General features: G+C 65.9%; 22 protein-coding genes, 1 tRNA gene and 1 pseudogene. 17 read left to right on the forward strand and 7 right to left on the reverse strand.

Annotated features, from left to right (window positions below; genetic code table 11):
- The first annotated feature begins 33 nt into the window (after positions 1–33).
- Genes GobsT_RS24995 through GobsT_RS40605 form a run of 9 tightly spaced genes read left to right on the forward strand, consistent with a single transcriptional unit; the run spans position 34 to position 6,706 of the window.
- A complete protein-coding gene (locus tag GobsT_RS24995; protein WP_232068417.1) occupies positions 34–432 on the forward strand; it encodes a hypothetical protein in 399 nt (132 codons plus the stop codon).
- Positions 432–1,004 (forward strand): hypothetical protein, encoded by a 573-nt coding sequence (locus GobsT_RS25000; RefSeq protein WP_010033315.1) that lies wholly within the window; start codon positions 432–434, stop codon positions 1,002–1,004. Before GobsT_RS24995 ends, GobsT_RS25000 begins: the two co-directional genes overlap by 1 nt.
- The gene (locus GobsT_RS38125; RefSeq protein WP_010033314.1) at positions 1,001–1,396 is read left to right on the forward strand and encodes a DUF6950 family protein; all 396 of its coding nucleotides are present in this window, start codon (positions 1,001–1,003) and stop codon (positions 1,394–1,396) included. The genes GobsT_RS25000 and GobsT_RS38125 overlap by 4 nt, the downstream gene beginning before the upstream one ends.
- Positions 1,396–4,014: a TipJ family phage tail tip protein gene (locus GobsT_RS40600; protein WP_010033310.1), complete on the forward strand. Its 2,619-nt coding sequence runs from the start codon at positions 1,396–1,398 to the stop codon at positions 4,012–4,014. Before GobsT_RS38125 ends, GobsT_RS40600 begins: the two co-directional genes overlap by 1 nt.
- Position 4,015: 1 nt before the next feature.
- The gene (locus GobsT_RS25015) at positions 4,016–5,119 is read left to right on the forward strand and encodes a hypothetical protein (protein ID WP_010033308.1); all 1,104 of its coding nucleotides are present in this window, start codon (positions 4,016–4,018) and stop codon (positions 5,117–5,119) included.
- Between the two features lie 50 nt (positions 5,120–5,169).
- Positions 5,170–5,763, forward strand: a complete 594-nt coding sequence (locus GobsT_RS25020; RefSeq protein ID WP_010033307.1) for a hypothetical protein — start codon at positions 5,170–5,172, stop codon at positions 5,761–5,763.
- Positions 5,753–6,250: a lysozyme gene (locus GobsT_RS25025; RefSeq protein WP_010033305.1), complete on the forward strand. Its 498-nt coding sequence runs from the start codon at positions 5,753–5,755 to the stop codon at positions 6,248–6,250. Before GobsT_RS25020 ends, GobsT_RS25025 begins: the two co-directional genes overlap by 11 nt.
- Entirely contained in the window at positions 6,247–6,570 is a 324-nt protein-coding gene (locus tag GobsT_RS25030; protein WP_010033301.1) for a hypothetical protein, read from the forward strand. Before GobsT_RS25025 ends, GobsT_RS25030 begins: the two co-directional genes overlap by 4 nt.
- Before the next feature lie 4 nt (positions 6,571–6,574).
- Positions 6,575–6,706, forward strand: coding sequence for a hypothetical protein (locus tag GobsT_RS40605; RefSeq protein WP_010033297.1), 132 nt, complete (start codon positions 6,575–6,577; stop codon positions 6,704–6,706).
- Positions 6,707–6,862: 156 nt separating this feature from the next.
- Here GobsT_RS40605 and GobsT_RS25035 read toward each other — a convergent pair whose 3' ends face one another.
- Positions 6,863–7,060, reverse strand: coding sequence for a carbon storage regulator (locus GobsT_RS25035; protein WP_010033294.1), 198 nt, complete (start codon positions 7,058–7,060; stop codon positions 6,863–6,865).
- A 137-nt stretch (positions 7,061–7,197) separates the two neighbouring features.
- On the opposite strand from GobsT_RS25035, the gene GobsT_RS25040 reads away from it, so the two are divergent.
- From GobsT_RS25040 to GobsT_RS25050, 6 genes are all read left to right on the forward strand, one after another.
- The gene (locus GobsT_RS25040; RefSeq protein ID WP_010033290.1) at positions 7,198–7,485 is read left to right on the forward strand and encodes a hypothetical protein; all 288 of its coding nucleotides are present in this window, start codon (positions 7,198–7,200) and stop codon (positions 7,483–7,485) included.
- Positions 7,482–8,528 (forward strand): hypothetical protein, encoded by a 1,047-nt coding sequence (locus GobsT_RS25045; RefSeq protein WP_010033289.1) that lies wholly within the window; start codon positions 7,482–7,484, stop codon positions 8,526–8,528. The genes GobsT_RS25040 and GobsT_RS25045 overlap by 4 nt, the downstream gene beginning before the upstream one ends.
- A 370-nt stretch (positions 8,529–8,898) precedes the next feature.
- On the forward strand, positions 8,899–9,048 hold the full coding sequence (locus GobsT_RS38130) for a hypothetical protein (protein ID WP_010033288.1): 150 nt from the start codon (positions 8,899–8,901) through the stop codon (positions 9,046–9,048).
- A gap of 259 nt (positions 9,049–9,307) precedes the next feature.
- Complete coding sequence (locus GobsT_RS38135) at positions 9,308–9,460, forward strand: hypothetical protein (protein ID WP_010033279.1); 153 nt, start codon at positions 9,308–9,310, stop codon at positions 9,458–9,460.
- 300 nt (positions 9,461–9,760) lie between these two features.
- Positions 9,761–9,925, forward strand: coding sequence for a hypothetical protein (locus GobsT_RS38140; protein ID WP_010033275.1), 165 nt, complete (start codon positions 9,761–9,763; stop codon positions 9,923–9,925).
- 326 nt (positions 9,926–10,251) lie between these two features.
- On the forward strand, positions 10,252–10,641 hold the full coding sequence (locus GobsT_RS25050; protein ID WP_010033273.1) for a hypothetical protein: 390 nt from the start codon (positions 10,252–10,254) through the stop codon (positions 10,639–10,641).
- 74 nt (positions 10,642–10,715) lie between these two features.
- Here GobsT_RS25050 and GobsT_RS25055 read toward each other — a convergent pair.
- Positions 10,716–10,788: transfer RNA gene (locus GobsT_RS25055), tRNA-Ile, on the reverse strand.
- Positions 10,789–11,332: 544 nt separating this feature from the next.
- Between GobsT_RS25055 and GobsT_RS25060 the strand changes: the two genes are divergently transcribed.
- Positions 11,333–11,527, forward strand: coding sequence for a hypothetical protein (locus GobsT_RS25060; protein ID WP_010033270.1), 195 nt, complete (start codon positions 11,333–11,335; stop codon positions 11,525–11,527).
- Between the two features lies 1 nt (position 11,528).
- Here the strand turns inward: GobsT_RS25060 and GobsT_RS25065 are convergent, their stop codons facing one another.
- The 5 genes from GobsT_RS25065 to GobsT_RS25085 all read right to left on the reverse strand — a co-directional run bounded on the left by GobsT_RS25065 (position 11,529) and on the right by GobsT_RS25085 (position 15,041).
- Positions 11,529–11,828, reverse strand: a complete 300-nt coding sequence (locus tag GobsT_RS25065) for a thermonuclease family protein (RefSeq protein WP_010033261.1) — start codon at positions 11,826–11,828, stop codon at positions 11,529–11,531.
- Positions 11,825–12,814: a DNA polymerase beta superfamily protein gene (locus GobsT_RS25070; RefSeq protein WP_010033259.1), complete on the reverse strand. Its 990-nt coding sequence runs from the start codon at positions 12,812–12,814 to the stop codon at positions 11,825–11,827. Before GobsT_RS25070 ends, GobsT_RS25065 begins: the two co-directional genes overlap by 4 nt.
- Entirely contained in the window at positions 12,811–13,026 is a 216-nt protein-coding gene (locus GobsT_RS25075; RefSeq protein WP_197905146.1) for a hypothetical protein, read from the reverse strand. Before GobsT_RS25075 ends, GobsT_RS25070 begins: the two co-directional genes overlap by 4 nt.
- A 63-nt stretch (positions 13,027–13,089) precedes the next feature.
- Positions 13,090–14,218 (reverse strand): IS3 family transposase gene (locus tag GobsT_RS25080; RefSeq protein ID WP_417936319.1). Its coding sequence is split into 2 segments (ribosomal slippage): positions 13,090–13,938 and positions 13,940–14,218, totalling 1,128 coding nucleotides; the frame shifts between segments, so codons are not numbered across the junction.
- A 130-nt stretch (positions 14,219–14,348) separates the two neighbouring features.
- Complete coding sequence (locus GobsT_RS25085) at positions 14,349–15,041, reverse strand: hypothetical protein (RefSeq protein ID WP_010033242.1); 693 nt, start codon at positions 15,039–15,041, stop codon at positions 14,349–14,351.
- Between the two features lie 117 nt (positions 15,042–15,158).
- Between GobsT_RS25085 and GobsT_RS39955 the strand changes: the two are divergent.
- A pseudogene (locus GobsT_RS39955) lies at positions 15,159–16,256 on the forward strand (transposase); the annotation flags it as partial.
- Positions 16,257–16,285 lie beyond the last annotated feature (29 nt).

Here is a 16,285-nt window from a genome sequence, read left to right on the forward strand (position 1 = left end):
CCCAATGGAAAGCCTTCACCGACCAACTGGAGGGTGCGGCCAACACGTTCTACGGCTACGACCCCGATTGCGTCGTCCCGCGCGGCCCCCGCCCGCGGCACCCCGCTCGTGAAGGGCGCGAACCAGACCGGCAGCGCCCTCGGCATAGACGGTTGTGCGGCCGACGCCGTGTTCCTCCGCACCGGCGACTACTTCTCCGTGAACGGCGAGTACAAGCGGCTGATCGCGGACGCCGTGGCCGACGGGTCGGGAGAAACAACGCTCCGGTTCAAGCCCGCGCTGCGCGCGAGCCCCGTGGACAACGCGGTGATCGTGGTCGACGCCCCTAAGTGCGTGATGGCACTGACCGACGACCAGCAGGGCATCTGGGAGTGCGACGTGCGCGGCGTCTACCAGCCCAAGACGTTTACCGCGACCGAGGTGTTCAGCTAATGACCGGCACCCGCGACGTCGATTCCGCCACCCTCACCGCCGCCGAGCAGGACGTCATCCACCCGGTCCTCATGGCCAAGCTGGAGTTCGACGGCGGCGCCGTGCTCGCCCACTCCCGCCTCGGGGAACTCGCGTTCGACGGCGACACCTACATTGGCGTCGGCCAGTTCGGCGGGGTGACCGCCGCCGAGGAGTCCAGCGACCTGGCCCGCACCACCCTCAACCTGACCCTGTCCAACATCCCCGGCGACATGGGCGCCGTCGCCCTCGGCGACCACTACCAGGGCCGCACCGCCACCCTGTACCTCGGGTACATCGACCCCGACACCCAGCAGCTCGCGGGCGCCCCCGCCATCCTGTACCGGGGCCGCATGGACACCATGGACATCGAGCAGGGCGACACGTTCACCGTCACCGTCGGCATCGAGAGCCGGTTCGCGGCCTGGGACAAGCCCGTCGTGCGGCGCTACAACAACGCCGACCAGCAGGCCCGGTACCCCGGCGACAAGGGCCTGGAGTTCGCCGAGCAGTCGGCCGAGAAGCAGGTCGTCTGGGGCGGGAAGCTCCAGTGACGCGCACCGAAGGCTGGGAGCAGCTCCTCAACGACCACATCGAGCGGGCGCGCGACCTCGTGTTCCAGTGGGGCACCACCGACTGCGCGTTGTGGTGCGCCGAATGGGTCACAATCGCCACCGGGGAGGACTTCGCCGAGCCCTGGCGCGGGCGGTACGAGTCCGAAGTCGAGCTGAACGCATTGCTCGTTGCCATGGACCTGACCGGTCCGGCGGACATCGCCGATCTGGCGCTCCCCCGGGTGGCCGTGGCCTTCGCCCAGCGGGGCGACGTGGTCCTCTGGCAGAACGGCCTCGGCATCTGCAACGGCACCCACAGCCATTTCCTCACGGAGCGCGGCGTCACCCGCGCGCGGACGCGGGACTGCACCGCCGCCTGGCAGGTGCGCTGATGGCCCCCGTCATCCCCCTCGTCGGCATCGCCGCCGGGATCGCCACCAGTTCGGCGATCAGCGCCATCCCCCTGGGCGTCCTGTTCGGCAGCGCCGCCACCGGGCTGGCCGGGCTCGGCGTCACCTCCGCCCTGGTCGGGGCCGCCGCCGGGTTCCTCGTCGCCACCTCCATCAACGTGGTCGGCAGCCGCGCGTTCTCCGCCAAGCCGTCCGGGTACGGCGGGGGCGGCTCCCCGCAGGAGGCCCGGGGCCGCTCGATCATGGTCCGCAGCTCCGTCGAGAGCCACAAGATCGTCTACGGCCGGTCCCGCGTCTCAGGACCCGTGGCCCTCATCACCACCACCTCCAGCGGTCCCGACTCCACCGGTGCCACCGCCACCGGCGACAACCTCTTCGTCCACATGGTCGTGGCCCTCGCCGGGCACGAGGTCGAGGAGATCGGCACCATCTACCTGAACGAGATCCCGGTGACCGTCGACGGCAGCGGGTTCGTGCAGACCGCGCCGTACCTCAAGGACGGCAAGTCCTACGTCCGGGTCAAGAAGCACCTCGGCACCGCCGCCCAGGCCGCCGACCCGGACCTCGTCGCCGAGTACCCGGGCTGGACCGCCGCCCACCGCCTCCGCGGCGTCGCGTACATCTACGTGCGCATGCAGTTCAGCGCCGACATCTTCCCGCAAGGCATCCCCAACGTCAGCGCCGTGGTGAAGGGCAAGAGGGTGTACGACCCGCGCTCCGGGCTCACCGCCTGGACCGACAACGCCGCGCTGTGCGCCCACGACTACATGGCCGGCGACTACGGGTTCAACTGCGCCGCCGACGAGCTCAACGACGACCACTGGGGCGCCGCCGCCAACGTGTGCGACGAGGCCGTGGCCCTGACCACCGGGGGCACCCGGCCCCGGTACACGATCAACGGGGTGGTCGACACCGCCGCCGCCCGCACCGACAACCTGAACGGGCTCGTGGCCGCCATGGCCGGGGCCGTCACCTACGTGCAGGGCCGGTTCCGCGGGCACGCCGGGGCGTTCGACGCGCCCGCCACCGACCTGGACCTCAACGACCTCGCCGGGCCGATCAAGATCAGCGCCCGCCCGCCGCGCAAAGAACTGTTCAACCGGGTCAAAGGGACCTACGTGGACCCGGACCGCAACTGGCAGCCGACCGACTTCCCGCCCGTGGGCAACGCCCTGTACGTGGCCCAGGACGGCGGGGAGGAGATCGCCCGCGACGTGGTGCTCACCCTCACCAACCACCCGGAGGCCGCTCAGCGGATCGCCAAGGTGCTGCTCGAACAGGGCCGCCAGGGCGTCCAGGTCGAACTCAAACTCAAGCACCTCGCGCTGTCCCTCGCCGTGTGGGACACGGTCCGGTTCACCAACGGCCCGGTGGGCTGGGCGAACAAGGTGTTCCGCATCAAGTCCATGCGCCACGAGGGCACCGGCCCCGTGACCCTGTCGCTGCAGGAGGAGAGCAGCGCGTCCTACGAGTGGAGCGCCGGCCAGGCCGCGACCTACGACCCCGCCCCCGACACCGACCTGCCCAGCCCGTTCTTCGTTTCCCCGCCCGTGTCGCTCACCGTCACCGAGGAGCTGTACGTCACCCGCAACGGCGACGGGGTGAAGGCCAAAGCGGTCCTGAGTTGGGTCGCCTCGCCCGACGCGTTCATCTACCTGTACCAGGCCGAGTACAAGCTCGACACCGGCACCGAATGGACCCTCCTCCCGCGCACCTCGGCGACGACCATCGAGGTCGCGGACATCGCCCCCGGAACTTACAACTTCCGGGTCAAGGCCATCAACACCCTCAACGCCGCGTCGGTGTACGAGCAGACCACCAAGCAGATCTCGGGATTAGCAGCCCCGCCCACCGAGCCGCAGGAGCTGTACTGGAGCGCCATCGGCGGGCTCGCGTACCTGAACTGGAGCCCGTCCCCCGACCTCGACGTGCGGATCGGCGGCAAGTACGTGTTCCGCTACTCCCCGGACACCTCCGGCGGCTGGGGCAGCAGCACCTCCATCGGCAACGCGGTGTCGGGCAACGCCTCCTCGGTGGTGCTGCCGCTCATGCCCGGGATCTACCTCGTGAAGGCCGAGGACTCCAGCGGCATCCAGTCCGCCGCCGCCGCGAGCGTGATCGTCACCCAGGACACCATCTACGCGCTGTCGATCGTCGCCACCGTCACGGAAGACCCCGGGTTCACCGGCACCAAGACCAACTGCGCGGCGTCCAGCGGGAAACTGACCCTGACCGACCCGACGCTCCCGGGCACGTACCTGTTCCACGCCCCCATGGACCTCGGCAGCGTGCAGCGGGTGCGGCTCACCGCGCACCTTTTGGCCACCGTCATCAACCCGTCCGACCTGATCGACTCGCGCACCGCCGACATCGACGACTGGGAGGACTTCGACGGCACCGACGCGGCCGCGGCCGACGCCGTGGCGTTCGTCCGCACCACCCAGACCGACCCGGCCGGGAGCCCCACCTGGACCGCGTGGAACCGGCTCCACTCGGGCGAGTTCGTCGCCCGCGGGTTCCAGTTCAAGCTCGAACTCACCTCTTACGACCCCGCCTACACCATCGAAATCAGCGAACTGAACGTGAAAGCAGCCCAGTAATATGTCCCAGCACGACCTCGTCATCGACAACGCCCCCGGCGCCTCCGTCCGGGCCGACCTCAACGGCGCCCTCCAGGCGCTCGGCAGCAACAGCAAGGGCAACGCCCGGCCCGCCACCGCCTACGCGGGCCAGACCTGGCTCGACGACAACACCCCGAGCAGCTCAGTCTGGTCCCTGTACCTGTTCGACGGGAGCGACGACATCAAGGTCGGGGAGTTCAACACCACCACGAACAACTTCATGCCGTTCATCAACGGTGTGTCGCTGGCGAGCTTCCTGACCGCCTACGTGTACCCGGGCGCCGAGGCCACGCTCCCGGCCACCGCCACCACCAACCTCGGGGGCGCCGGGTCATACCTGGTGGCCATCACCGGCACCACCACCATCACCTCGCTCGGCAGCGGCGCGAATGTGGCAAGCCCGCTGTACTTCACCCGGTTCACCGGCGCGCTCACGCTCACCCACAACGCCACCAGCCTGATCCTCATCGGCGGGGCCAACATCACCACCGCGGCCGGTGCCACCGCCACCTGGCTGTACCTCGGCTCGGGCAACTGGCGCATGCTGTCCTACGAGCCCGCCCTGTCGGCGAGCAAACTGCTCGGCGTCGGCTCGATCGGGGGCAAGGCGGCGATCTCCCTGGGCACCGGGCTCTCGATGAGTGGCACCACCCTCAACGCGTCCGCCAGCCCCGCCTCCGCGTCGGCCACGCAGCCATCGCCCGTGACCTTCTCGCTCACCGCGGGCTCGTTTAGCGACGTTACCGGCCTGACCGGCGTGGCCCTCTCCCCGGTGGACGTCGCGCAAAAGGTTCTCGTCACCGGGGCGCTCCACGTCGGCAGCGCGAGCAACGTGTACGTCCGCGTCCAGATCCTCCGCGACGCCACCGTCGTGTACTCCGCGTCGCAGTACATCTACAACGCCGCGTTCGCCGTCTCCATCCCCGTGTCCTTCACCGACGCGCCCGCGACCACCTCGGCCGTCACCTACAAGGCCCAGATCTCGGTCTCCACCGGCACGAGCATCACCACCTACCTGAACCGCGACAACGCGGGCACCGCCGAGGCGTTCACCTCGACCTTAAACGCGGTGCTCGTCTCGTGACCGTTGCGCGAACGAAACAAGTGTGACATGATCAACCGGCAGGAGGCCCAATGACCGTTGAAGAAGACGTGCGGAAGAACTCGAAGGACATTCACGAGCTGACGGTCAACGTCACCCGCCTCGCCACCATCGTCGAGAACTCGGAAAAGCGCCACGACAGCGACATGGACGTGATGAAGGAAGCCGTGCAGGGGATCAGCCGCCTGAACGAGCGCATCGGGGCCACGGTCGGCATGGAGAAGGACATCGCGAGCATGCGCGAAACCATGGCCGAGCAGAAGGGCGACATCCGCACCATCCGCCACGACCTGAACAACGCCCTCAACGCCATCACCGGCATCAGCATCGTCAACGAGAAGCTGAACGAGGCCACCAGCACCATCGCCGCGCAAGGCGCGAAGATCGAGGGCCTGGAGTCGTGGCGCGACAAGATGGACGGGGCCGGAATCATGGGCCTGAACGAGCGGGTCAACAAGTTGGAGCTGGTGAACAGCAACAAGGACGGTAAAGTAGCCGCCTTCACCGGAACCGCGAAGGGCGTATGGTCCTTCGTTTCGACACCTTTTTGGATGGCCGTCACGGCGGTCACCGTGTGGATTTTAAGTGGCATGTACGGCGGGAAAGGCCCGATCGGTGGCGAGTAAAAGCCAGGTCGTCAAAGGGGGCGGGCTGATCGCCGCGGCCATGCTGCTCGCGATCCCGTTCATCACCGACCACGAGGGCGAGAGCCTGAAGGCGTACCAGGACGTCGGCGGGGTCTACACCATCTGCCACGGAGAAACCTCCGGCGTGAAGGCGGAGCAGGTCGCCACCAAGGAAGCCTGCGACGCACTCACCAAGTCCCGCGTCGGGCAGTTCATGGCCCAGGTGCATGCGCTCCACAAGGTCGAGCTGTCACCGGCCACGCTCGCGGCTCACACCAGCATGGCGTACAACATCGGCATCGCCGCGTATGCCCGCTCCACCACGCTCCGCCTGACCAACGCCGGAAACATCGCCGCCGGGTGCCGCGCCATGGCGAATTGGTACACCGCCGGCGGCAAGGACTGCCGCGTCAGGAGCAACAATTGCTATGGCCTCATCAACCGTCGCAACGACGAGATCGCCTTGTGCCTGGCGGGGTTGAAATGATCGCCAAGCCGTACCTCATCGCCCTCGGCGTCCTCGCGCTGCTACTCTTCGGCGGGTGGATGAAGGGCATCTACGACGAAGCCGGACAGGCCGACATCTTGCGCCAGCAGATCGCGGCCACTGCCGAGAGGATCGACCGCCAAAACGCCCTGGCGAAGAAGGCCGAAGCCGAGATGCAGGCGGATCGGCTGGCCCTTGCAACCCTCAACAAGAAGTGGACCGCCATCCGTGCCCAGAAAGACCGTGCTGTTTGCCAGCTTGATGCTGACGCTGTCCGCGTGCTCAAAGACGCCAGCGCTGCTCACCCCGCCGCCCGCTAACCTGATGACGGAGTGCCCCCCGCCCGCCCCGTTCGAGGGCACGACCGCGGACGACCTCGTGACGGACCACCTCGACCTGCTCGGCCTGTACCGCGAGTGTGCGACCCGGCACAATGCCCTCGTCAACGCCCTGTAAGCGCGGCACACCTTAAAAGACAACCCCGCCGCCCACCCGGTCAGAGCAAGCGGCGGGGGTTCCACTCAGGCGAAGGCATCCATGCCCGCGCGACACCGTTCGCCGTCCTGGCTCGTGTCCGAGTGGGCGGGAGGATAAGCACGCAGGCCGGGGCTGTCAACGGCAGGCCAGTTCCACGACGCACTCGGCATCTTCCGCAGCGATGCGGGCGGCCACCTCGGAGCGGTCCACTTTGATGTGCGGCGGGGCCTTGATCCCGAGCTTCACGCGGCCGTCCCCGCAGGACGTCACGGTGATGCGGATGTCGCCGTCGATGACGATCTCTTGGCCGGTCTTGCGGGTGAGTACGAGCATGGTGGCCTCGTCCGTGAGGGGGTGGCGTGTGATTCTGTCCCAGTCCTTGCAACGGGTGTAGCAACGTTTCCTGGTGTTTTTTGGAACCCGTTGGTAAATGAGGAGATCTGCCCCCGAACCGGGAAAGGACGCCCCCGATGTCAACGACGTTCACCGCCGAGAATGCAACGGAAGCGTTGATCTTGGAACAGGCCTTGGCTTACGCCCGGCAACTCGCCCGCACGGCGACGGACGCCCCCGATGGGCAGGTGCTCCGGTTGGCCGAGGCGTGCGTCCTGGAGCAGGGCCGGGAGCTGTTGCGTCGGTCACTGGCGATCGTGTTACAAGCCCAGGCCGAGGGGGGCGAAAAAAAGGGGCCCCGAGCCGCACCTGCGGGTGCGGCACGCGACGCGCCAACAAGGGCCGATCCGACCACCAACTGGTGACCGCCGTCGGCACCATCGAACTCCGCCGCACCTACTTCGTGTGCCCCGGGTGCCGGGACTCGGGGTGCCCGCTGGATGACCGCATCGGGCTGACGGATTCCGTCTCACCCGAGGCGCTGCAGCTGATCGTGCTGGCCGGCGGGAGTTGGTCGTTCGACGCGGCACGCACCAACCTGACGCGGTTCTGTGGGGTCGAAGTATCCGATGAGTTGATCCGTCCGCGCACGTTACGAGAAGGCCCGAAGCTGGCGGCGTTTGGAGCCTCGGCGCCCGAAGCCGCAGTCCCTTTTCGGACCGCTTCGGGGGACATCGAATTCGAGACCGATGCGACCAAGGTGAACACCGTGAGCGGGTGGCGGGACGCGAAGATCGGGATCTTCGTGAAGCGAGTTCCGGGCCCCGGGGCGACGGTTGCCGAGTGGGACACGCGCACGTTGCCCGCCCCGACGGCCCGGTTCGCGTTCGCGGAGGTTGCGGAGAGCGACGCGTTCGCGTCGCAGTGGGTGCCGCGGGCCGAGCACCTGGGGATCGATCCGCAGTCGCGGTTGAGCGTGTTGGCCGATGGGGCCGAGTGGATCTGGAATCGGACCGCCGAAGCGTTCCCCAACGCGCGAGGGGTGTTGGACATCTTTCACGCCCTGGAATACGTGTCGCATGCGGCGAGGGGGTACTTGGTCAATGCCCCCGAGGCGGTGGACGAGGCGACGGCACGAGGCCGAGAGTTGTTACTGGGCGACGGTTACACGGGTGTGGTGGATTGGGTCGGTGAGTTGGGGTTGCACCCGCGCGGGGGCGATGGGGCGTCGTTGGGTGGGATGTTGAACTATTTGGCCGGTCACCAGGACCGGCTGACGTATGCGTTGCGATTGCGGCGTGGCCAGACGATCGGGAGCGGTCTGATCGAGGGGGCCGCGAAGAACCTCATCGGCCGGCGTCTGAAAGCGAACAACGCGCGGTGGGTGCCGGAGAACGTGAATCGCATCGCGGGCGTCTGCTGCGCCCTCTACAGCGGAACTTGGGACGCGTACTGGGAATCGAACTGACTCGGCAAACTGGGGCGGCACCAGGAAACGTTGCTACACCCCCTTGCAACCTTGCAACCGCCGGACCGGAACCGCTAAAGTTTTTCGGGCGACGAGCCGACAGCCCGTTCGCCCGTGATTCACCGTAGAACACGAACCCTAACGGGTGGAGCCATCCGCGAATTGGCCCCAAGTTTCGATGCCGCTTGGCCGACAGGGAATTCGGCTTCCCACGCTCTGGTAAGTTGGGTACCATCTGCCCGTTCTGGCAACCCGATCCGTCAGCCGTCCCGCCGCGCGCCGGCAACAAAAACGCATCGAATCTTTACACGCAAAGGCCTACTGTCGGGGTACCGCTCGCCGAGCGAACCACCAGCAGAAAGGCACGCACATGACCAACACCCGCACCCCTCACGAGTACACCGGCAACGAAACCACCGTTCACAACCCGAAGGCCCCCGGCCAGGTTGAAAAGGTGGAACCGTCCACCGGCGACACCACGACCGAAAGCACCAACGTGCAGAAGCCCAAGGACCGCTAACCGGCGGCACCTGATACCGAGAGGGGCGGGGGATCATACCCTCGCCCCTTTTGTTGTTGGCATCGCACACGGGGCGCGCTATAAGGAGCCAACAACACAGAGAGCCCATGACCCGACCGACCCTCTCCCTACTCATCCTTCTCACGCTCACCGGGTGCTCGTGCCTCGACTACGGGTACTGCCCGGCCCTCTTTCCTCGGGCCGACCGGTGAGCGGATTCGCACACAATCCGCTACATGTCGCGCGCGAGGCACAGCACATGGCCAAGACGGCCAGCGAGCGGGACGCGATGCTGCTTCAGAAAGTCTCGGTGGGCGCCATCTTTATCATGGCCCTGCCGTGCGCCTTTCAGGCCGTTCACGAGGTGTTCAAGCTGTTCAAGGGCAAGGACGAGCGCGGGCACAGCAGATAAAGGCAGCCAACACGGGGGAAGGCATCAAAGGCCCCCCGCTCCGCTGCCTCCTCAGGCATCAAGCGTGATTTAGAAAGCCATCCCGATCCCGCCTTTCGCCTCTGGGGTTCCGCTTCCGCGGGGTCGTCTATTCGACGATATACCCCGCGAAAGCTACACCCCGACGGCTGACGGCGTGAAAGGCAAGGGAGGGCATTTCCAGAGGCAGAAGGCACCCCGCTCCATTTTGTGCCCGGTGGCACGCAGCGTGCAGAATTCCGGCAGCCGAACGGACGCCCCCACCCGTACAGGATGTCCCCGATGACCGCCACCCAACCAACCAACCGCAAGAACAGCAAGAAGGCCAGCACCGCACGCCCCGTTCCCGCCATGCTGCTGGAACTCGCGTACCTCATGCACGCCACCAAGGTCGTCGGGGTGCGCGAGACGCCAGCCCCACGCCAGGTCTCGGGTCGCTCCATCTAACTCGCTGCACGAATCATCCGTGATCGCTGCCTGCTGAACCCGGCACGGCAGCGATTCGTCGTTTCTGGCCTCTCATTTCGCTTTGTAAAGCTGGGCTGCAAGACTTGCATCGGCAGCATCTACACCGGCCAGCACCTTCTTTCCGATCCGCTCCCGAACTGGAGCAAAAAGCTTCACTCCACTACTGAGATGGCATTTTCAGATTCGGTTGTACCGCGCACGGAGAAAGCCAGGGTCGGGTAATTCGGTAACGGTTGCTGGACTGGGACGGGGCTGCGGGTTACAGGATATGTATAGCCCGCACCCCACCACCGAGTCGCACCATCATGGCCAAGAAGAAAGCCGCCGAGCCGACCGTTGAGACCCCGGCCGAGGAGACCGCCCCCGCCGAGAAGATCACCCAGCGGGTCGCCGTGCAGAAGGCACTCGACGAGGGCAACGAACTCCCTGTGGACGGCGTGCCCTACGTTAAGGAGAAGTTCGGCATCACCCTCAGCAACCAGGCGTTCTCGACCATAAAGTCGAAGATCACCACGGCGGGGAAGAAAGCTAAGTCCACGGCGAAGGCCCCCGTCGCGGTTCCGGCTGCGGCCCGCACTACCTCCCCGGCGAACGGCACCATCGGGGTGGCGGGCCAGGTCGAAGCGATCAAGGCCCTGTGTGACAAACTCGGCGCGGACCAGGTAATCACCATCGCCAAGCTGTTCACCAAGTAACGGTCAGACAACGAAGCGGCCCCGGCACTTCTCGCGAGTGTGCCGGGGCCGTTGTCGTTTTAAAGGGTCAGAAGTGCGGAGGGTGGGGTTCGCACCCACGGCTTCGGGGGATTAGCCCGACGAGTTAACTAACTACTCCACCCCCGCAATCGGCCGGCTCGGGCGTCAGGCAACAAGAGTTAGAGGCCCACGCGCGTCGATCGGTTCAACTCTTTGTCCGCCCGTGTCGGTGGTGACGGGCATCGCGCGTCGGCGGGATTCGGAATGGTGTATTGGCGGGGCCACAGCCCCTTTTCGTCGACCGGACCCGGTGCAAACAACCAACTCGTCATGACACCCGCGGCACGTCGTTGACTGTGCCATCACCCAGCTTTACTCCCGTTGCGCGTGGGGCTTACAAGCAAACCAGAATCGCCGGTCACCTCGGCTTTATTCGGCACCAAGATAAGTGTTTTCTGCCCCCACGCGCGAGTTGTAGCTCCTCCAGTCACGGAATGTACTCTTTCCGTAAAGTCGCAACGGTTACACCGGTCGCGTTGCAACCACGTCCGCGGCGATTACAGACTCGAATGCCACCAAACGCTTGAAATCCTAGGTTGTGGAGCGATTTCGACCAAATCATTCACGATCCGGCATGGCCGGTGCTTTGATGCTTTCCAACGAAGGAAACTCAACGGTAAGGAAGCCGACCATGACCCCGATTACCAGCACCACCGAAGTCACCCCGGTTGCCGCCGCGATGGAAGTCGCCGCCGCCGAGAAGATGCTCTGCGACATGGCGTATGTCCTGAAGCTCACCCGCCGCGTGAAGGCGGAGATGTCCGCCGAAAAGGCCCCCGAGAAGGCGATCATCGCCCGGACCTGGGAGCGCGTGCTGGAGGCGTAACTCAGGGCTTACCGCGGTACGGTTCCGCCAGGCCACGGTCCAGCATCGCGTCACTCAGCGACGGCGTCTCTGCCGTCCCGCACTCGCCGAGGAGCCGCCCATACTTCTCGCGCTTTCGCACATAGCAGCGGACCTCTTTCCCCTCGATCATCAACCGCATGGCGTCCTTAGCTTCCTGGAAGCCGGGCTGCCCGCGTTCCACAGAATCGATCCGGGCGAGCCGCACGCGCTCGTCGCCGCACCGGAGAGTATCACCGTCGATGGCGGTGCAGAGCGCGAAGACGTAGAGGAGCGGGATCACCGTCCCTCCACGAGTGTGACCCGATTTCGGTAAGCCGAAGCCACCAGGTCATCAGCCGCATCGTAGTCCGGTTTCTCGGGCAGCGCTGAAAGCCGCTGGCACTCTTCCAGGCGCACCATCCCGTCCTCGATCAACTCCGCCACCTGCCGGTACGGCAATTGGCCTTTACGGATCTGGAGCAGTAGTTCGGCCTCGGGCCGCGGGTAGCTCACCGTGTGGTGCGTCAGCAACTCTTCCGCCTCCCGGCACACCCGCACGGCATGCATGAGCGCCTTCCAGTCCACACCCTCGTTGGTCTCCGCCAGCCGCGCCCGGTGGCCGTACTCGTCGAGCAGGTGCTGGTAGATCTTGAGCGCCTCCTTGAGCGTGACGTGCTCCTGCGCCTTCCGGTTGCAGACCGACACCATCCGCACCACGCACTCGGGCCGACCGCGCAACGAGTCCGTGAGGAACTCGACGTGCTCCTGCCCGCTCATAATCGCTATCAGCTCGTCCCAGTGCTGGGACAGCTTGCAGGCCGGGTAGCTGGCCTCGATGCGGTTCTGCAGGAAGCCGACCATCGCACGTGTCACTGCGACGCGCGAGCCCTTGATCCCGTATTTATTGGCCTGCTGGCGGCAATACCCGGCGAACGCGGCAACCCCACGGTGAAGCCACAGGTGCTTATTGGCCCGAATCTCGTCCCACAGGGGCAACGACTCAATGATCCACCGTTCCGGCGTGAACAGCATCGTGATGGCGACCGTCTGCCCGTCCAGCAACAGCTTCATGTACTTCTGGAGCGAGAACGACTCGAAGTCGATGTCGTCCGGCCCGTTCTTCTGGGTGCCGTCTTGCTTCGTCTTCACGTTGATCGCGTTCTGGACCCGCTGGAGCAGGATCTCGCGACCGTCGGGGAAGTGAACCGCCTTGTAGTCGTGATCGCTGGTGGGGACGTTCGTGCCGTAGACGTGGGAGCCGAACTGCATGCGGACGAGCGCGGTCATGCGGCCTCGTCCATCACGCGATTCATTGCGGTCGATGGCGTGTAACCCGCCAGCCGATTGCCGTCGGGCCGGATCGAGCGGAAGATCAAGTCACGCGTGCGCCCGCACATCAGGTCGCCCGCGGCTTTCCGGTACGGGAAGATGAACCGTCGCACCTCGGCCGGGAACGTGTCCAACTTCAGCCCGACGTCCTTATCGCTCAGGTGGGCCACCGTATCCGCCACCACACGCTACAGTGGACCCCATTGTCTAGACCAAAAAGTTGCTATCCTTCGCTACTGTTTCGTCGGGGCCTTCGTGGCTCCGACGCCATACACCTGAGCCGGGGTGCGGTAGTCCAGGGACTGGTGTAACCGCTCGGTGTTGTAGAACCCGAAGTACGCCCGGAGCCCACTCTCCAGGGCCGGCACCGACTCGTAACCCTTGAGGTACACGTCCTCGTACTTGACGCTCCGCCACAGGCGCTCCACGAACACGTTGTCCAGGCACCGGCCCCGCCCGTCCATGCTCACCGCGACCCCGGCCCGCTCCAATCGCCCGACCCACGCGGCGGCCGTGAACTGGACTCCCTGGTCCGTGTTGAACACCTCCGGCTTGCCCCGGCCCAAGGCCTCCTCCAGCATGTCCTGGCAGAATGACCCGTCCAACGTGTTGGACAGTCGCCAGGCCACCACGTACCGGCTGAACCAGTCCATCGTTGCGGCCAGGTACATGAACCCGGTGGGCATCGGGATGTACGTGATGTCCGTGCTCCACACCTGATGGACCCGGTCGATGGCCACGCCCCGCAACAGGTACGGGTACACCTTGTGCCCGGACCCGACCGACAGCTTGGGCTTGGGGTACAGGGCCTCCAACCCCATGATCCGCAACAGCCGCTGCACCCGCTTGCGGTTCACCTCGTGGCCCTGGGTGCCCAGCCACGCGGCCAGGCGCCGGCTCCCGTAGAACGGGCACGTCGTGTACTGCTCGTCGATCAACCGCATCAGCGTCAGGTTCTCCGCGCTCTCCGGGGTCGGCTCGTAGTACACCGTCGAGCGGTTCAATCCGATCAGCTCGCACTGGCGCCGGACGCTCAGCTCCGGGTGCTCGGCCTCGATCCGGGCACGCTTGGCCTCAGCCGAGGGCGGCCGATTTTTTTTTCACCCAGTCGAGTTCCACCTTGAGGCGGCCGATCTGCTCGTACAACTCGGTCGTCTTGTCTTCCGGGGGGCCGGTGCCCTTCGCCCCCGAGGCGAACACGGCCTCGGCCCCGGTGAGCAACTGCTTCTTCCACCCATGAATCAGGGTCGGGTGGACGCCGTGCTGACTCGCCAGTTCGTTGATGGTCTTGTCGCCCTTGAGGGCCGCCAGCGCGACCTGGGCCTTGAACGCCGCCGAGTGACTCTTCCGCTTGCCCGCCATGGGTTCCCCTTTCCTGGGCCTCCGGTATAGCTTAACCGGCGGTCCAGTTTTCGGGGTCCACTATACCTGGTTTGCTGCTATCACCATCAGCCACGGTATCGAGAGTGGCACGAACGTTCAATCAGCGTTGCTAAAACAGCGACCGCTGCTGTAGCCTCTTCACCCGCACCGCGAACGCCGGAACGGCCCCTTGCGCTCCTGGCCCATCATCGGGCTTATCGTCCGCAGGCTTCGTTTCTTCCGGCTTCGGCTCCTCGACCGGTTTCGCCTCTTCCGCCATAACCACTCGCTCACTCCGCCGCCGTTCCGCTTTCGGTTTCTCACGGACCCGCGCCGGTGCCGCTTCCACCTGGTGGCCTGCCTTCAGCGCCTTGATCTGCTCCGCGAGTTCGCCCGCCGTGGGTTCGCCCTCCGCTGGGGTGCCCGAGAGGGATGTCTTCAGCCGGTCCCGCAGGCCCGTGAGCTCTTCCATGTACGCTGTGTGCTGGAACACCCGCCCGATCCGGGCCTCGTAATCCGCGAGCTGCCGCTGTGCGAGTTCGCGGTCCTGCTTCGCCCGGTCGATCAGCTCGCCGTAGGAGTCCGCAAGCCTCCCGAGCGCGTTCAGCACGGCGCGCGGCCCATGTGACGAAAGCAACCCGGTACGCGAGGCTTGCCCTTCGAGGTAAACGTCCGCTCCCCCGACGGGATGACGCTCGATGCCGAAAGCCAAGCCGCGGTACTTCCCGAGGGGAAACCGGCGGGTGTAGCTCACCGTCTCGGGGATGCGGTCCAGGGCGTTCGCCAGCGCGGTGTCCTGGGGAGTGATGTCAGTGCTATGCACATCTTGGATTTGTATAACTGATTGCGGATTGCTGATTTAGGGTTTTCACTGCGACGAAATTGGGGTTAACCGAGTGGTCGTGGGACGCGGGGTGGTGCGGGGTCCGCGACCCGGGACATGGAGGTCACCGTGATTCTGCCACCTCATCAGCGCGTCCCACGCTCCCAACCGCACGCGCCCACGGACTTCGCGCGCCAGGTCCTGGAGGGCCTGCCACTGGCCCACGCGTCGCTCGCACTCTTCGCCTATGGCGTTCCCGACCCGGTCCTCGCGGACCTCTACGAGCGACATCGGGGACGCGGCTATGAGGACGTCGTGACCTTCGCCCAACTGGTCACCTGGATCTTCGATGCGCTCATCGAACACCAGGGCTCGGGGCGGCAGGCCCACCTGCGACGCCACCGGCAACCCGACGACGGGTGCCACGAAGCGTTCTACGGCAAGCTCCGGCGCATCCCCCGGGGCCTGAGCGAAGCGTTCCTGCGGGACGTCACCGACCGGTTCACCGCCCTGTTCCCCGAGGTCGTCGCGCACCGCCTTCCGACCTCCTTCGACCGCCTGGAGGTTCTGATCCTCGACGGCAAGAGTCTCAAGAAGGTGGCCAAGCGACTCGTCGACACGCGGGGCACACCGGGCAAGCTCTTGGGCGGAAAACTGCTCGTGGCGTACCGGCCCCGTGACGGGTTGGTGCTCGACATGGCGGCCGATCTCGATGGCGAAACCAACGAGGCCAAACTGATCCCCGATTTGATGCCCCGAGTGCACGCCCGAGGCGGTCCGGCGAAACTGGTGGTCGGGGATCGGTTGTTCTGTGCGTCGAAGCACTTCGCCGAGTTCACCAAGGACAATGGTCATTTCGTGGTGCGGTACGCGCGGACCCTGTCGTTCGAACCCGACCCGAAGCGCCCCGCGGTCACGACCGCGGACCCATCCCAACGAGCCGTGGTCGAAGAATGGGGGTGGGCCGGGAAGCCCAAGGACAAGCTCCGCCGGTACGTCCGGCGGATCACCGTCGCGCGCCCGGTGGGCGAAGCGATTACAATCCTCACGGACCTGCTCGATTCGGCCCCATACCCGGCGACCGATCTGTTGGACCTGTACCGCATCCGGTGGACCATCGAAGGCACGTTCCAAAAGGTGACGGCGATCTTCGCCCTGGGTCGGTTCATCGGTTCGACACCGGAGGCGACCGTGTTTCAGGCGTCGATGTGTTTCGTCCTCGCGAACGTGGTGCAGGTCCTCCA

The sequence above is a fragment of the Gemmata obscuriglobus genome (assembly GCF_008065095.1).
Classification (GTDB): domain Bacteria; phylum Planctomycetota; class Planctomycetia; order Gemmatales; family Gemmataceae; genus Gemmata; species Gemmata obscuriglobus.

Bases quoted from the DNA above. Each gene is read 5' to 3' on its own strand.
- GobsT_RS25070 (WP_010033259.1), bottom strand. From the start codon at position 12,814: ATGACCGCGCTCGTCCGCATGCAGTTCGGCTCCCACGTCTACGGCACG.
- GobsT_RS25035 (WP_010033294.1), bottom strand. From the start codon at position 7,060: ATGCTCGTACTCACCCGCAAGACCGGCCAAGAGATCGTCATCGACGGC.
- GobsT_RS25020 (WP_010033307.1), top strand. From the start codon at position 5,170: ATGACCGTTGAAGAAGACGTGCGGAAGAACTCGAAGGACATTCACGAG.
- GobsT_RS38135 (WP_010033279.1), top strand. From the start codon at position 9,308: ATGGCCAAGACGGCCAGCGAGCGGGACGCGATGCTGCTTCAGAAAGTC.
- GobsT_RS25015 (WP_010033308.1), top strand. From the start codon at position 4,016: ATGTCCCAGCACGACCTCGTCATCGACAACGCCCCCGGCGCCTCCGTC.
- GobsT_RS25060 (WP_010033270.1), top strand. From the start codon at position 11,333: ATGACCCCGATTACCAGCACCACCGAAGTCACCCCGGTTGCCGCCGCG.
- GobsT_RS40605 (WP_010033297.1), top strand. From the start codon at position 6,575: ATGACGGAGTGCCCCCCGCCCGCCCCGTTCGAGGGCACGACCGCGGAC.
- GobsT_RS40600 (WP_010033310.1), top strand. From the start codon at position 1,396: ATGGCCCCCGTCATCCCCCTCGTCGGCATCGCCGCCGGGATCGCCACC.
- GobsT_RS25030 (WP_010033301.1), top strand. From the start codon at position 6,247: ATGATCGCCAAGCCGTACCTCATCGCCCTCGGCGTCCTCGCGCTGCTA.
- GobsT_RS38130 (WP_010033288.1), top strand. From the start codon at position 8,899: ATGACCAACACCCGCACCCCTCACGAGTACACCGGCAACGAAACCACC.
- GobsT_RS38140 (WP_010033275.1), top strand. From the start codon at position 9,761: ATGACCGCCACCCAACCAACCAACCGCAAGAACAGCAAGAAGGCCAGC.
- GobsT_RS25040 (WP_010033290.1), top strand. From the start codon at position 7,198: ATGTCAACGACGTTCACCGCCGAGAATGCAACGGAAGCGTTGATCTTG.
- GobsT_RS25050 (WP_010033273.1), top strand. From the start codon at position 10,252: ATGGCCAAGAAGAAAGCCGCCGAGCCGACCGTTGAGACCCCGGCCGAG.
- GobsT_RS25000 (WP_010033315.1), top strand. From the start codon at position 432: ATGACCGGCACCCGCGACGTCGATTCCGCCACCCTCACCGCCGCCGAG.